General features: G+C 69.0%; 16 protein-coding genes and 2 pseudogenes. 15 read left to right on the plus strand and 3 right to left on the minus strand.

The genetic code is table 11. The features are described 5' to 3' along the window. Positions 1–252 precede the first annotated feature (252 nt). The 3 genes and pseudogenes from ACFQGD_RS24715 to ACFQGD_RS24725 all read left to right on the plus strand — a co-directional run bounded on the left by ACFQGD_RS24715 (position 253) and on the right by ACFQGD_RS24725 (position 5,092). Positions 253–3,081 carry a helix-turn-helix transcriptional regulator gene (locus ACFQGD_RS24715; protein WP_345395356.1) on the plus strand — a complete coding sequence of 943 codons (2,829 nt, stop codon included), beginning with the start codon at positions 253–255 and terminating at the stop codon, positions 3,079–3,081. 247 nt (positions 3,082–3,328) lie between these two features. Continuing rightward, positions 3,329–3,529 (plus strand): annotated as a pseudogene (locus tag ACFQGD_RS24720) (poly(ethylene terephthalate) hydrolase family protein); the annotation flags it as partial. A 24-nt stretch (positions 3,530–3,553) separates the two neighbouring features. After that, on the plus strand, positions 3,554–5,092 hold the full coding sequence (locus ACFQGD_RS24725) for a recombinase family protein (RefSeq protein ID WP_345395353.1): 1,539 nt from the start codon (positions 3,554–3,556) through the stop codon (positions 5,090–5,092). 440 nt (positions 5,093–5,532) lie between these two features. Here the strand turns inward: ACFQGD_RS24725 and ACFQGD_RS24730 are convergent, their stop codons facing one another. Beyond that, on the minus strand, positions 5,533–6,912 hold the full coding sequence (locus tag ACFQGD_RS24730) for a major capsid protein (RefSeq protein WP_345395350.1): 1,380 nt from the start codon (positions 6,910–6,912) through the stop codon (positions 5,533–5,535). 281 nt (positions 6,913–7,193) lie between these two features. On the opposite strand from ACFQGD_RS24730, the gene ACFQGD_RS24735 reads away from it, so the two are divergent. The 10 genes from ACFQGD_RS24735 (at position 7,194) to ACFQGD_RS24780 (ending at position 12,344) form a co-directional block, all read left to right on the plus strand. After that, positions 7,194–7,451 carry a hypothetical protein gene (locus tag ACFQGD_RS24735; RefSeq protein ID WP_345395347.1) on the plus strand — a complete coding sequence of 86 codons (258 nt, stop codon included), beginning with the start codon at positions 7,194–7,196 and terminating at the stop codon, positions 7,449–7,451. After that, on the plus strand, positions 7,441–7,611 hold the full coding sequence (locus ACFQGD_RS24740; protein WP_345395344.1) for a hypothetical protein: 171 nt from the start codon (positions 7,441–7,443) through the stop codon (positions 7,609–7,611). The genes ACFQGD_RS24735 and ACFQGD_RS24740 overlap by 11 nt, the downstream gene beginning before the upstream one ends. After that, positions 7,608–7,952, plus strand: coding sequence for a hypothetical protein (locus tag ACFQGD_RS24745; RefSeq protein ID WP_345395341.1), 345 nt, complete (start codon positions 7,608–7,610; stop codon positions 7,950–7,952). The genes ACFQGD_RS24740 and ACFQGD_RS24745 overlap by 4 nt, the downstream gene beginning before the upstream one ends. After that, positions 7,949–8,881, plus strand: a complete 933-nt coding sequence (locus ACFQGD_RS24750) for an AAA family ATPase (protein ID WP_345395338.1) — start codon at positions 7,949–7,951, stop codon at positions 8,879–8,881. Before ACFQGD_RS24745 ends, ACFQGD_RS24750 begins: the two co-directional genes overlap by 4 nt. Positions 8,882–9,254: 373 nt before the next feature. Beyond that, entirely contained in the window at positions 9,255–9,470 is a 216-nt protein-coding gene (locus ACFQGD_RS24755) for a hypothetical protein (RefSeq protein WP_345395335.1), read from the plus strand. Continuing rightward, entirely contained in the window at positions 9,460–9,753 is a 294-nt protein-coding gene (locus tag ACFQGD_RS24760) for a hypothetical protein (RefSeq protein ID WP_345395332.1), read from the plus strand. Before ACFQGD_RS24755 ends, ACFQGD_RS24760 begins: the two co-directional genes overlap by 11 nt. Positions 9,754–9,764: 11 nt before the next feature. Next, complete coding sequence (locus ACFQGD_RS24765; RefSeq protein WP_345395329.1) at positions 9,765–10,460, plus strand: hypothetical protein; 696 nt, start codon at positions 9,765–9,767, stop codon at positions 10,458–10,460. Positions 10,461–10,462: 2 nt separating this feature from the next. Further along, a complete protein-coding gene (locus ACFQGD_RS24770; RefSeq protein ID WP_345395326.1) occupies positions 10,463–11,011 on the plus strand; it encodes a hypothetical protein in 549 nt (182 codons plus the stop codon). Further along, positions 11,008–11,832 (plus strand): serine integrase family protein, encoded by an 825-nt coding sequence (locus tag ACFQGD_RS24775; RefSeq protein WP_345395323.1) that lies wholly within the window; start codon positions 11,008–11,010, stop codon positions 11,830–11,832. The genes ACFQGD_RS24770 and ACFQGD_RS24775 overlap by 4 nt, the downstream gene beginning before the upstream one ends. A gap of 131 nt (positions 11,833–11,963) precedes the next feature. Further along, positions 11,964–12,344 carry a DUF732 domain-containing protein gene (locus tag ACFQGD_RS24780; RefSeq protein WP_345395320.1) on the plus strand — a complete coding sequence of 127 codons (381 nt, stop codon included), beginning with the start codon at positions 11,964–11,966 and terminating at the stop codon, positions 12,342–12,344. Between the two features lie 176 nt (positions 12,345–12,520). Here the strand turns inward: ACFQGD_RS24780 and ACFQGD_RS24785 are convergent, their stop codons facing one another. Further along, positions 12,521–13,162 carry a tyrosine-type recombinase/integrase gene (locus ACFQGD_RS24785; RefSeq protein ID WP_345395317.1) on the minus strand — a complete coding sequence of 214 codons (642 nt, stop codon included), beginning with the start codon at positions 13,160–13,162 and terminating at the stop codon, positions 12,521–12,523. Continuing rightward, positions 13,159–13,413, minus strand: a complete 255-nt coding sequence (locus ACFQGD_RS24790; protein ID WP_345395314.1) for a hypothetical protein — start codon at positions 13,411–13,413, stop codon at positions 13,159–13,161. Before ACFQGD_RS24790 ends, ACFQGD_RS24785 begins: the two co-directional genes overlap by 4 nt. Positions 13,414–13,557: 144 nt before the next feature. On the opposite strand from ACFQGD_RS24790, the gene ACFQGD_RS24795 reads away from it, so the two are divergent. Both ACFQGD_RS24795 and ACFQGD_RS24800 read left to right on the plus strand, forming a co-directional pair. After that, positions 13,558–13,725 carry a hypothetical protein gene (locus tag ACFQGD_RS24795; protein WP_345395311.1) on the plus strand — a complete coding sequence of 56 codons (168 nt, stop codon included), beginning with the start codon at positions 13,558–13,560 and terminating at the stop codon, positions 13,723–13,725. 29 nt (positions 13,726–13,754) lie between these two features. Continuing rightward, positions 13,755–14,408: pseudogene (locus ACFQGD_RS24800) on the plus strand (poly(ethylene terephthalate) hydrolase family protein); the annotation flags it as partial. Positions 14,409–14,492 lie beyond the last annotated feature (84 nt).

Consider the following 14,492-nt stretch of genomic DNA (forward strand, 5'->3'; position numbering starts at 1 on the left):
AGTGCCAACGCCGAGAAACGTGAATGTGAATATTCGTTTCATCGCCCTTGTGGGGCCGCCGCGATATCCAACGGGTTACTCACGACTTGGTTACGGGGTTAATTTGATCTATCGAGAATTATCTAATGTCAAGGTGACCTTTGTTACTCGCTTATAGTTATTTATGAAAAAGTCTCTCCTTCGCGGTCACGCCGGACGCCCAACCGGACGTGAGGGCTTTTCACGGCATCGTGCGCACGCGAGACTGGCGCCATGACGCAACGCGACGGGGACATCCTTGGCACGCGCCGCATGCCACTGCGCGGGCGCGAGCGGGAACTCGCCGCGCTGGAAGATGTGCTCGACCGCGACGCCAAGGGGCGAGGCGGCGCCGCGGCCATCGCGGGCGCCCCCGGCAGCGGCGCTACGTCGTTGCTCGACGCGGCGGCAGAGCGGGCAATGTCGAGCGACGACGTCCGGGTGCTGCGCACCCGTGGCACCCCCGCCGAATCGACCCTGCCCTACGCCGGACTGCATCAACTCCTGCTGCCGCTCGGCGACCTCGCCGTACGTGTTCCAGAGCGGCATCGAGCGGCGCTACTCCCCCTGCTCGACCCAGCGGCGGACGTCGACCCGCCCAGCACGCTGGCATTCCACTCCGCACTCCACGCGTTGCTGGTCGCCGCCGCCCGCGAGCGGCCGACGCTGTGTCGCGTCGACGCGGCGCACGACCTTGACTCAGCCTCGCTCGACGCGCTGGCCTTCGTCGCACGCCGCAGCGACGTCGCGCCTCTTGTCGTGCTTTTCGCAACCGACCTCGTGGGCACGGGTGCCGCCGAGGCACTGGCGGCCGTGCCGCGGCTGCGCCTCGATCCGGTCGACGACAGCACCGCGAAGCACATCCTGACCGACCGCCTCGGTCCCGCGGTCCCGCACGAAGTGAGCAGCGGCATCCTCGACGTCGCGGAGGGGAACCCGCTCGCGCTGGTCGAACTCGCCGCGTGCGTCACACCGGCCGAGCTCAGCGGCATCGACCCGCCACCGTCCACGTTGCCCGCCGACGGCAGGCTCTGTCACGCCGTCCGTCGCACGCTCGCGAGGCTGCCAACGGCGACCCGGCTGCTGGTGTGCCTCGCCGCGCTCGACGAGCGACTTGATGTGTCCACTCTGGAGGCTGTGGCCGCTCTGGAACCGGAGCCAGACGAGACGTCAGGTGCCGAGCCCGACGTGGGAGCGATGGCCACAACACACGCGCTCGATGACGCGGTACGCACCGGCATGGTGATGCTCACCAACGACATCGTTCGCATCCGCACTGGCGTGCCACGCGGCGCGGTCGTGGCCGCGATGAACACCGCGGAGCGGCGACAGGCACACCAGTTGCTGGCACGCGCCGCCGAGGCGACGGCGGACCGCGCCAGGTCGCTGTGGCACCGAGCGGCCTGCGTGAGGGCACCCGACCCGGCGCTGGCGACCGAGCTGGACGTCGTCGCCGACCTGGCACGGCAAGCGCACCGACACGGTGACGCCGCCTCGGCGAGCGAACGCGCGGCGACCCTGTCGGGCAACGACGCGGACCAAGCCCGGCGGTTGCTCGCCGCCGCCTCCGACCATTGGGCGAGCGGCCATCCGCACCGCGCGAGGACGGCGTTGCGGCGAGCCCGACCGATGGCACGTGGTGTCGACAGCGCTGCCACGCTACTCGCCGGGGAGATCGAGCTACGCAGCGGCAACCCGGCGTCGGCGGCGGCTGACCTACTCAGAACCGCCCGACAGCTGAACCGCGCGGACACGGGACTGGCGGCCACGACGTTCCTGCTCGCCGGAGAGGCGAGCTGTGTCGCGGGTGACGACGACCGCTACTGCGCCACCGCGCTCGACGTCGCCCGGTGGCGGGAGCTGTACCGGCAGCCCGCCACCCGGCTGGTGCTGGAGCACTTCGTCGCCATGTCCGCGACGTTCAATGGGCACCACACGAAGGCCGAGGGCCCGCTACGCAACGTCGTCCGGCTGGGCGACGAGATCGCGGACCCGACCGCGAAGACGCTGGCGGGCCAGGCCGCGTTCACCCTCGGAGACGCCGCGGCGACCCGAGACCTCGCGCTAGGGGCCGTGGCCTGCGCACACGCGACGGGCGACCTCGCACGGGCGCCGTGGGCACTGGTGTACGCGGCACTGGCGGCGCTGCTGTCCGGCGAGCACGCGCCGGCGATCAGCAGCGCGATGGAAGGGCTGCGCCTCGCGGAGTCGCTGGGGCAGCCGAACTGCGTCGTCGACCATCTGACGATCCTGGCGATGCTCGCGGCGTTGCGGGGCGACCGTGAGACGACCCGCCTGCGACTCGACGACGCGGCATCCGGGGTCATCGAGCGCGGCCTCGGCCGCCCCGGCTCGCTAGCGAGCTGGGCAGCGGCGTGCGCCGACCTCGCCAGTGACCGACCGGCCGACGCGCTGCATCGTTTTCACCGGATGAACACGGGCCCGACGTGGAGCTTCTCCCCCATCCGCGTCATGGCGACACCGCACTACGTCGAGGCGGCCGTGCGTTGCGGGGAGCAGCGCACCGCCGCCCGCGCCGTCACGCACTTCGAGCGCTGGGCGGGCACCACTGGTGGACCGGCTCGCGTCGCGCTCGCGCACCGCTGCCGGGGGTTGCTCGCGGAACATCCCGGCGAGGCACATGATCACTTCACCGAGGCGATCCGGCTGCACCGCGGCGCGGGTGCGTCCTACGACCTCGCCTACACCGAACTGCTACTAGCCACCCGGCTCCGTCGTCACCGCAAGCCCCGACAGGCGCGCGAGCTCCTCATCGAGGCGACACAGATCTTCGACGACCTCGACGCCCACCACTGGCGCGACCACGCGCGGCGCGAGCTGCGGTCGTGCGGCTATCCGATGGAACAGCCATCCGGTCATCCTGGCCGCGAGCTGACGTCGCAGCAGGCGCGCATCGCCGAGCTGGTGGCCGAGGGCGCGACCAACCGCGAGATCGCGGCGACGTTGTACATCAGCCACCGCACCGTCGATCACCACCTTCGCAACATCTTCGAGCGCCTCGGCATCCGTTCCCGCGTTGAGCTCGCCGCGTTGTACCGATAGCGGGACACGCGCCGGGTGCCGTCGTCGGGCCAGGCCAACACGCAAGACCGGCGATTTCACCGATACCGGCGAGTAGTGACCGGCGGCAAGAATCGATAACCGTTCGTCAGCAGGCGGACCCATCCGGCACCGCGCCGGATGGCGCTCGAAGACGAAAGGAATCGACATCGTGGGTTCCCGAGTACAGTCCCCAGTTCCGCACCGACATCGCACGGTACGGCGGCGACTCCGGCACGGTCTCGCCGTCCTGTTCGCCGCACTAGTCGCGGTCGGCACGCCAGCCGCGACCGGCGTGGCCACCGCGCAGGACAACCCGTACGAGCGCGGGCCGGATCCGACCGAGAGCAGCATCGAGGCTCCGCGCGGGCCGTTCGACGTCGACGAGACGTCGGTGTCGAGCTGGGTGTCCGGCTTCGGTGGCGGGACCATCTACTACCCCACCGACACCAGGTAGGCATATACACTGTGGGGCATGACCGCAGCAGCCGCACACACCCCGCTCCCCGCCGTGTCCCCCGCCCCGTTCCCCGTGGTGCTGTACGCCCGTGCCAGCCAGGCCCGCGACGAACGCAGCACGTCCGTGGAAGATCAGCTCGAATACCTGCGGAACTGGGCCAGGCGGGAGGGCTGGACCGTCGTAGCCGAGTACCGCGACGACGACGTGTCCGCGTCCAAGTTCGCGCGCCACAAGGCCCGCACCGGCTGGGATGCGGTCACCGCGCACCTGCGCAACGGCACGGTGAGGGCGCTGCTCACGTGGACCTTCGCGCGTAACACCCGCGACCGCCGCGTATACGCCGAACTCGCGGACATCTGCGAGGAAACCGGGGTGCTGCTGGGCTACAGCGGTCGGCTGCGGGACTTCAACGACGTGGATGACGGGTTCGGGCTCGACCTGGACGCGGCAATGGCAGTGAGAGATAGTCGCTTGATCAGCAAAAACGTGCGCCAGTCCACCCGCAGCCGTGCGGCTAAAGGTCGCCCCCACGGCGACGTGCCGTACGGATACAAGCGCATCATCGACCCCGACACAGGCAAGTCACGCGGCTGGGCCGTGCACCCGCAACAGGGGCCGATCGTGAAGGAGATTGTCCGGCGGCTGCTAGCCGGGGAAGGCTGCTACCCGATCGCCACTGACCTGAACCGGCGCGGCGTGCCGACCGCATGGGCGGGGCGGTGCGCGAAAGAGTGCCCGTGCCGCGAGACGATGCCCAGCCGCAGGCCGAACCGTGACTACGACGGCGAGCACGTCACCCTCAACCCGCCGTGGCGCAGCGGCAACCTGCCGAAGATGGTGACGCGCCCCGTGTACGCGAAATACCGCGTCCACGACGGTCAAGTCGTGGAGGGCGTGCGGGGCACCTGGCCGCGACTCGTCAGCGATAAGGACCACCACCGGTTGCGGCGCATGTTCGCTGACCCTGAGCGGGACAAGTTCCGCAACCCGAAGCACTCCAAGCACCTCGGGACAGGCCTGTTCCGCTGCGGGCGCTGCGAGAGTGGGCGGATGCGGGTGACCATCCAGAAGGGGGGAAACGACTACGGGTGCCGGGACTGTTTCCGGGTGAGCAGGCGACAGGCCCCCGTGGATGCCTACGTGGAGCGGACCGTCATCCGGCGGCTGTCCCGGCCGGACGCGCTCACACTCCTCAGTAGCAAGCAGGACACCGCGCACGCCGACGCCGCCCGCGCCGAAGTGGAGCGGCTGCGGGCCGAAATGGCGGAGGCGCAGAAGGCACTACGTGAGGGGCGGCTGAACCCGCTGGACATGGCGACCTACCGGGAGGGCTGGGAGCCGCGTTTCGCTGCCGCTGAGGCAGCCGCGCAACCGCCGGAACTGCCGGACGCCGTGGTGAACATGGCCGGGCCGGACGCGGAGAAACGGTGGAAGGCCGCGTCGCTCGCCACCCGGCGGCAGGTGCTTGACGCCCTCTACACGGTGACGATCTTGCCCGTGGGCAGGAACGCGGTGAAGTTCTCCACCAGCGGCGTCCAGATCACCCCCAAGTAGACGGCTGCACGGGCAGGCCAAGCAGGAGGGCAACGGCCACCGGCAGCGCAGCGGCCGGGTAACACCCTGAGGGCCGTGTCAGGCCAGATCACCGCTGCCCTTCGCTGCCGCCTTAGCACCGCTTAGGCGGTGAAGCGGTGCCATATGGCAGGAGCGCAGGGGCGTGCGCGCAACGGCGGGGCTATATCCGGTGATGCGCCCACGGTCTAAGGGCACCGGCGGTGGTGGGTGCGACCGCTTCACCCACCACCGCCGGGGTAGCTCGGCAACCACAGGGCCTAGGGCCTGTAGCGCCACAGTAGGCGTCAGCACCGGCGGGCGCGGGCGGCGTGAGAAAACACCCGCTGCGCCGCCGGTGTCGGCACCGCAGGCATCTAGGGGCTCTGCTGGTGCCGCGCTGCGGAGGCTACGCAGGAAGCGAGCCCCCGCAGCGGGGTTCCTTAGGCCGGGCTGGTGCCCGCGCTGAGCCCGGTCACACTGGAGGTCACCTGGAGCCGCAGGCTCTCCGCACCGAGGAAGGCGGTGGTCTCAAAGTCCTCAGCGAACACCTGCGCCCGGTTCTCGCTGTTGAGCGTGGAGTCGCGCACCAGGCCCAAGTCCATGGTGCCGCCGTCGAGGTGCAGCCAGTCACCCTCAACCGCCAGCACTGAGTCGATCATGCTGGGGTAGTCGGGCAGCGGGTTGCCCGCCGTGGCATCCGCGAACTGCTGGTTCGCCGCGCCGTCCAGGTGCCAGGTCGGCCGGATTTGCCGCACAGCGAACCAGTTCAACAGCTCCCGCTCTGCCAGCTCGAACGCCTCCAGGCCACCACCTGCGTGCTGACGCACGACATCGGCCCGGAGCGCATCCAGCACCCACCGGGGCGCGGTCCACCGCAGCGCGGTGCCGTCCGTCAGGCGGTGGCGGCTGCGCAGGTACGCGGCGGCACGGTCCAGCGCTTCCAGCACGTCACGCGCCATGCCGAGGTCACCGGTGAACGTGACCGTCGTGGAGCCGCCCTGGAGCGCCGTCAGCAGCTCGTTCTCGGCACGGGCAGCCTGCGCCACTAGGGCAGCGTTGACGACGGCAGTGGCCAACTCACGGTCAAAGCGGACGGTGAAGTTCCGCACCGTGAGGCAGGCGTAGATGGCGTGGACCGTCGCCTCCTGGGTGGCGGGGCAGTCGATGTCCAGGCACGACTTCGGCACCAGCGGGTCGGCGTCGTCGTCGGCCTCAGTCCACACGCCAACGCCCGCCGCCGCGTAGTCCACGGCCAAGCTCGGGCGGTACCGGATGCCGCCCCGGTCCACGCCGAACCGCAGCAGGCCATCCCGAATGGGCCGCTCCTGCGTGCCGATCGCCTGCACGTCGTAGCGCGGCTCAAGCGGCTGACACAGCGCGGCGGTGAGGCTTTCCAGCTCCTCGGGCTGGCGGGCTGTCGCCTGCAACTTGTTGATCTTCTCGATGTTGGCGAAGCCGTCATCGGTGAGCAGCCGCTCATCCGGGAACTGCGCCACGGTGCGCACCACGTTCCGCCGCCCGCTCTCGAAACGGGACGCCTCAATCATGTAGCGGCCGATGGCATCCATCGTGAGCGGCTTCGCGGGGTCCACGCCCTGCGGGGTGGGCGTGCTGTCCTGGATGGCGCTGGATGCCGTCAGCGCGGGTGGCAACTGGCCGCGCTGACGGAGCGTCTCCCGCACCTGCTTGCGCAGACTGGCGAGCTGTTCCAGCGACCGCACGGTGCCTTCGGTGGCGGGGGCCTGCTTGAGCTGGGCGGCGAGCTGGGAAATCTCAGTGAGCGACCGCCGTAGGTCTTTCGTTGGGGGTGGCGTAGTCATGGGGCAAGCGTGACCGTGGCGAACGCTGAGGGTCCAGCAAGTTGCGGCAACCGGGCCGTATGTCGTCGTGTACCCCCTTGTACCCCCCGTTGTCTCAAGATTTTTTCGTGCTTCTGACCAGCGGAAACTCTCTTGTGCCCCCCACTGCTGGGGTAGTTTTCCCTTACATGCCAAAGCAAAATGACTCATAGCGCCCGCTACGGCTCCCCTAGGTGGGGCCACAGTGGACGCAGGCTCACACCACTGAGGAGTTCCATGACCACCGAGCCAAGGAACGAATCATGGCACCCACAACACGAACACCCGACCCGGCGCAGGCACTACGCGGCCGTCTCGGCGCAGCAGTGCGGCGTGGCAACGCCGCACTCGCCGCCGAGCTGCGCGCCGAGCTGCGCGCCGCATGGGTCGCCCGCCAGATCGAGAGTCTGGTCAACGATTTTGAGCTGACGCAGGAGCAGCGTGACCGTCTCGCCGCGCTGCTATGCCCAAGCATCGACGCCGTGACCGCCGGGGGCGGGGGCGATGGCGATGGCGAGTGACACCAACGGAAACCCGCCCGCAGGCGTGACCCCCGACGAATGGGCGGACATCTGCGCTGCCGCCGACCGCGTGGCTGCCGAGTCGCCGCCGCTGACCGCTGAGCAGGCTGACACGCTCGCCGCGCTGTTCGCCCCCGTTACGGCAGGAGGCACCCGATGACCTCCACCGCTGATCCGTACGATCTGTTGGCCGCAACCAGCAGCACCGGCCGTGCCGTGCGCCCCGCCGAACTGCGCCCCGTCCGCGCCGTGCACGTGCTGCGCTGGTGCCCCGACGCCGTGTACTCGGACGGCTGGCTGGGCGAGCCACCACAGCCAGGGAACGCGGTCGAGTTCGATGTCGGAGACACCGACGCACTCACACGCAAGGGCTACCAGCGCGCGTGCCAACTGGCCGGGCTGTGCCCGGAGGTCCACGTGCGCGGCTCGGGGCTGGCCGTTGGCAGCTTGCAGCGCGTCCTTGCCGCCTTCCGGCACCAACACGGAGGTGGTCTGCGGTGAGCGCGCGTGTAACGGGTGACGTAGCCGATGAGCTGATAGCCGAAATGACGGGCGCACAGTCGCTTGAGCTTGACGCTTTCCTCGGCCAGGGGGTGCCGGAGTACGACTGGCTGGTGCCCGGCCTGCTGGAGCGAGGGGACCGCGTGATCGTCACGGGGCGCGAGGGTGGCGGCAAGTCAACCCTGCTGCGTCAACTCGGGGTGCAGTTCTCGTCCGGCATCCACCCGTTCGGCGGCGACCCGTTCGAGCCGCTGAGGGTGCTGCTGATCGACCTTGAGAACAGCGCCCGGCAGGTTCATCGCAAGATCAAGCCGCTGCGCGCTGCTGCTGGGCCGTTCTATGCGGGGTCGCTGTTTCTGAACGTGCGGACGCAGGGACTCGACGTCCTCCAGCCGCCTGAGGCGCACTGGCTGCGTGAGGTCGTGGCCGACTGCCGCCCCGACGTGTTGATCACGGGTCCGACGTACAAACTGGCGGCGGGTGACCCCACCGAGGAGCGCACCGCCCGCACCGTGGCGGCGCACCTCGACAGCCTCCGTGCCGCCCATGACTGCGCGGTCGTCCTGGAGGCGCACACCCCGTACGGCACGAACGGCGGCAAGCGGCCGGAGCGTCCGTACGGGGCGTCCCTGTGGTCGCGCTGGCCTGAGTTCGGAATCTACCTCGACGCCGACACGGGCGAGCTGCGGCACTGGCGCGGGCAGCGGGATGAGCGGGACTGGCCCGCTGCCGTGCAGCGCGGCGGCGAGTGGCCATGGTCGCCGGTGACCCGCGACCGCGACCTGATGTGGGCGCGGGTCCGTGAGGAGTGCACCCGTGAAGGTCAGCGCCTGTCGCTGCGGGAGCTGGCGAAGCGGCTAGGGACGTACCACGTGGCCGTCAAGCGCGCGGTCGATGAGCACCAGGCCGACTGGGAGGCGATGGCGTGATGGCCGAGCTGTATCACCCGTATCACCGATGCGTAACACCTCCTGACCTGCGAAAACAGCAGTTGTTACAGATTTCCGCGTTACAAGATCATCTACAAGCCTCTGACCTGCGCTGTTACAGCGTTACAGGCGTACCCCCTACGGGGGGCCTGTGGGTGTTACGGCCCCCACGGGGGCGGGCACCGCTACCACGCGGAAGCGGTCCTATCGGGACAAGGCCACGCCGCGAGCCGCGTCCGTGCGTGCGCTGCGGCCAGTTCCGGCCGCTGAACCCGAACTTGCGCCTGTGCGCGTCCTGCCAGGACGAGCCACCCCCGCGCGAGGACACCAACTGGCCAGGCGTGCGCCCCCCAGCCCGTCGAGAGGACCACTGATGAGACGACCGCAGATACCTACCCGCAGCGTGCCCGCCCGGGCATGGAGGGCACCGCTGGCGCGTGAACGGGTGCACGAGGCCCGCACCGCACGCACCACCGCGCTTGCCGCCGTTGCCGCGCTCCAGCGCGTGCGCCAACCGGAAGTGCTGCGCGAACTTGCCGCGTACGCCACCACCCTCGCCAACGAACAGGAGGCACCCCATGAGCAATGAAGACCGTGCTGAGCACGTGCTGATGCCGTTCCCGCCGCTGCTCCACTGCGTGCCTGAGCAGAGCCACGCCGCTGCCGTTGATGCGGTCGCCTGCCCGGACTGCACCGGACAGGTGCAGATGGACAAGCACAACCCCTCCGACTGGCGGGTGCTCCACGACGAGACCTGCCCGCGTTGGGCGGGCCTGCTCCGTCAGCAGCGCGTCCAGCAGGAAGCCGACAAGCGGGACGCCGCCCGTCAAGCCAAGATCGCCGCACGCCGCAAGCGGCGGCACCACAACTGAGGAGGCCCGGCATGGGAGACGTTGACCCGAAAAGGCTCCACGCGAACCCCAACTGGCCAGTGCAGCAGCTCACCCCGCAGCCCACGTCGATGGTGAACGGCTTCACGGAGCTGACCCGCATCGTGAACTCGCTCCTGCGGTCCAACCCGCTGGAGAACGCCCACATCCCCGAGGGCGGCGTCACCGTGGAGGGCACCGCCACCATCCGCAGCACCTCGTTCGACGGTGACCTGACCGTCGGGAGGGTTGGCACGCAAGGATGGGCGCTCGGTGCCGACCGGTTGGCGCTGCTGGGGGCGCTGGTGGTGCCGGTGGACTTCTACAACGACTTCGCCAGCGGTAACAACTACGGGATCACCAGCGCGCCCACGGTCAAGACGTCGATCACGGTGCCGGTGCCGCGCTGGGCTGCCGAAGCCGGTGCCATCGCGATCAGCATGATCAGCGCGCAGAACAACAGCGCCAGCTCGGACAGCCTCAACGGCCGCAGCAGGATCGACGGCATTGAAGGCCAGTTGTTCAACGCGACCGTAACCACCGGCGAGGTGTTCGACGTGACCTTAGGCCAAACCGAAGTGCGCGACGTCCGCGACCGGGACAGTTTCGACGTAGACATCCAAGTGTGGACCGGTGGCAACACCTGGCCCGCCGACAACGCCAACAACGCCGCCCTGACGTTGCTGGTGGTGTTCCGAGGCGAGGGCTAGCCATGCGGTACACGGCAATCCTCGCCGCGCTGGTGGTGTTGCTCGCGGCGGGGTCCGGTCCGGCCGGGCACACCGACACACCCCGCCAGCCCAACACGGACGTGCCCGCCTGGGTGGCGGACATCCTGGAGGCCAAGCCGCAAGACTGCGACTGGCAGCGTGAGTACACCGGCACCATCGCGGCGCTCGGCGCTGACCCGGCCAGGTTCCGGGTGTCAGAAGACACGCGCCTGTACGGGCGTGTCCGGTTCGATGAGCGCTTGGCGCTGATCAACCCCACCACCCCGTGCCGGTTCGTCGCTGACACGGTGCGCCATGAGTGGATGCACCTCCAGCAGGCGCGGGCCTACGGTGACGCGGACGGCGTGCGTGACCGCTACGGCACCCGAGACCACACTGAGCGCGTCGCGGACTGCGGAGCCCGCATCCTCGGCAGCACCACCACCCCGTACGTGGACGCCGACTTCGCGCACACCGCCATGTACGTCGGGCCGTGCCGCCCCACCGACATCCGCGAAGCCCGGCACCTCATCGCGTGGGGGACACCATGAGGTACGAGAGCCGCGTCATCGACGGGCACGTCATCCGGGTGCCCAACCTAGACAACGACCCCATTACCGACCCCGACGCGGCAGCGCTCGACCACGCCATCACCGGGGCGCAAGACGCTCTACTCCATGTCCTGTTCGACCCTGAACACGACAGCATGAACGACACAAACCCCAACATGGAGCCACACAACGACAACCAGCCAGACAGCGGCACCAACGGTGAAGCAGGCAACAACGAACCACCGGGGTGCCCCATGTTTGTAGCAACGACTGTTTCGTGCTCAGGGGGCACGGATGCTCGGGTGGAGCAGCCCGGTGCAGCCGTGGCCCGCATGGTGCAGTTGCGCCGGTGGGGCGTGTCGTTGCGGGTGATCTGCGCGGTGCTCACCGCCGAGGGCTACCTCACGGCGCGTCACGGCCGGTGGCACGCCTCGCAGGTGTTGCGGGTGTTGCGGCGGGAGCTGGGCCCGGAGGTCACTGCGCGGTACGGGCAGCGCGCGGGCAGGCCACACAAGGACGGCCGACCGGCGCGGCACCGGCGCGAGTACGTGACCGTGCCGCCGGAGCTGCGGGAGCTGGCGGACGAGCTGGACCGCTTGCCGCCGGGCACCGTGGTGGCGGGCGTGGACGTGTCCGGGCTGCCGCTGGATGAGGCGATGGATGTGGTGCGTCCGCTGGCGGAGCCGGACTGGCCGCGTGACTACTGGCCACCGACAGCGGCGGAGGAGCTGCGGGAGCTGGCGGCGGAGCTGCGTGGCCACACGCGGGATGAGGTGCTGGAGACGGTGCGGCTGCTGCGGAGCGAACCGGAGTCAGGGTGATGACACAGGCCTGAGCATGCGTGGGTGGGTGGGTCTGTGCGATCGCAAACATCCCCGTATTGGGGGTGTATCATCCCCAGACCTGCACTCCGCTTTGCCTGATTAGTCCGGTTATCCGAGGGAATCACAACATGCTTCGACGGCTGCTCCGCGCAACCCTGGCGGCTTGCCTGATAGCTGCACTCGCCGCCTGCTCCGGCGACGACGTGGAGGAGCCGCTGAGCACGCGCGGCGGCACAAGCCTCACCTCGTCGCCACCGGTGTCCGCCGGAACGACCGGTGCCGACCCGATGGAGGAGATCTACCTGGACGTGCTCACCGAGGACGGCTGGCTGGAGCGGAACATGCTTGACGAGACCGCCGCGCTGGCACTGGGCGAGTGGGTGTGCGCCGAGCTTGCCTCTGGCACGTCGCAACGGGAGATCTGGGATGAGCTACTGGACCGGAGCGTCATGTCCGCGTCCGACGCGGGCCACCTGACCGGCGCGGCGCGTGTGCTCTGTGACAAGTGAGCGGACAACTGCGGTAGAACTACCGCAGTACGGGGTGATGACACATGCCGGTTTCCGGGGGTGATGACACCACCCCCACGTAGGGGGTGACTGGCACGGATAGCACCGCTTCCGCACGTTCAACCCGCGCGGGGTGCGGTATGGCCCCGCAATGGGCGCGAAGCGGTGCTATTCACTCACCAGGTGCGCCGCGACATCGCCTCAACCAGATCATTCGCACCCAGGTGCGCCAGGTACCGGCCGGTGGTCGCGAGGCTGGCATGTCCGAGCTGGCCCTGCACCACGTGCATCGGCTCCGTGCGCGCCAAGTCGTAGGCCAGGGAGTGCCTCAACCCGTGCGGGTGCACCCGCTTCGTGATCCCGGCGCGATCGGCGGCACGCACCAGGGCTTTGCGGACGTCCCGCTGTACCAACGGCTTGCCGAACGAGTGGGAGCTGTACGTCGCGAAGATCGGGTGCCGCCCGTTCAACCCGAGCTGCGCGCGGCGGTCCATCCAGCGGTCCAGCAGATCCCGGCCAGTGGCGTCGAGCCCGACCGTGCGGGCCTTGTCGCCTTTGCCGTGCTGAACAAGTACCTCACGGCCCTGGACGTCGGCGGGCGTGAGGGCAAGCACTTCCGCGATCCGCAACGCGCTGCCGAACAGCACGCCGATGAGGGCGCGCATCCGCACCCCGGAGTGGCTGCGGGCGGGGGTGTTGTCGATGAGGGCGCGGACCTCAGCGGGGCTGAGCACAGTGATGGGGAACCGGCGACCCTTGTTCGTGGGCGGTGAGGGCCGGGTGGCCACCGTGTCGTCGGTGAGGGTCGTGTCCTTCATCGGTCATCACCGCCTGACGCGGCGCTGTCATACACCCAGTGGTAGCGCGCGGCGAACCAGCGGCAGACGCGGCCAGCTTCGGTAGCGGAGCGCACCCCGCACAGCGGCGACGGTGCCGAACCGGGGTACTGCACAAAGATGCGGTGCCACCCGTTGGGCTGTGGTTTCGAGTAGACGCGGGTGGCGGCGCGGCGGAACGCGCCGTGCTCGTCACCCTCACCGCGCGGCGTGGGGCCGATAGGGTTACTCATGGGTCGGAACTCACCTTCCGATCAAGTGAGCCCCCGGCCAGGTTTAGCGGCGTGGTCGGGGGCTCGCGCTGTGTAGTTGGCGTGCCAACGCTACACCGCCGTGCATAAGCCTGCACAGGTCTGATCAGGGTGGAACCTGGACGCATGGGTGTGCACAAGTCGCTCTACGTGCGGGATGAAGAGATCGCGCTGTGGCAGCGCGCAGAGCAGTACGCGAAGGCGCACCGCATGCCGGTGAGCGGGCTGGTGATGGCCGCGCTGGAGGCGTACCTGGCCGACGACCAGGACGCGCAGGGCCAGCAGGACGAATAGCCAGGTCAGCCCGTGACTGTGTGTATTGCTATTTGGCTGACACCAGTGAAGGAACGTTCGGCGGGGTCGCCATCGCTCCGGGCTACACCGCCAGCGAGTCGAGCATGAGCTGGTACGGCCCGAGGTTGGCGTCGCAGGGCTTCGTGGTGTTCACCATCGACACCAACAGCCGCTACGACCAGCCTGGCAGCAGGGGCGACCAGCTCCTCGCCGCGCTGGAGTACCTGACGGAACGCAGTGACGTCCGAAATCGTGTCGACGAGAACCGGCTCGCCGTCATGGGGCACTCCATGGGTGGCGGCGGCTCGCTCGAAGCGGTGTCCGATGACCCATCGCTGCAAGCCGCGATCCCGCTGACGCCGTGGAACCTGGACAAGACCTGGTACGAGGTGACGGTGCCGACGTTGATCATCGGCGCGGAGGACGACAGCATCGCCCCGGTGCGCAGCCACTCGGAGCCATTCTACGAGAGTTTGTCGTCGAGTTTGGACAAGGCGTACCTCGAGCTGAACAACGCCAGCCACTTCGCGCCGAACTACTCCAACACCACGATCGCCAAGTACAGCATCTCGTGGCTGAAGCTGTTCGTGGACAACGACACCCGCTACCACCAGTTCCTCTGCCCCGCACCGAGCGGCTGGGAGATCGAGGAGTACCGGGAGACCTGTTCGTACTCGCCGTAAACCGCGGCACGAGCCACGGGTCCCATCGAGTGAGGTCGCTCGATGGGACCCGTACATGCGCGCCTGCCGCGAACGTGCCGTTGG

The sequence above is a fragment of the Haloechinothrix salitolerans genome (genome assembly GCF_042662605.1).
In the GTDB taxonomy this organism is placed as follows: Bacteria; Actinomycetota; Actinomycetes; order Mycobacteriales; family Pseudonocardiaceae; genus Haloechinothrix_A; species Haloechinothrix_A salitolerans.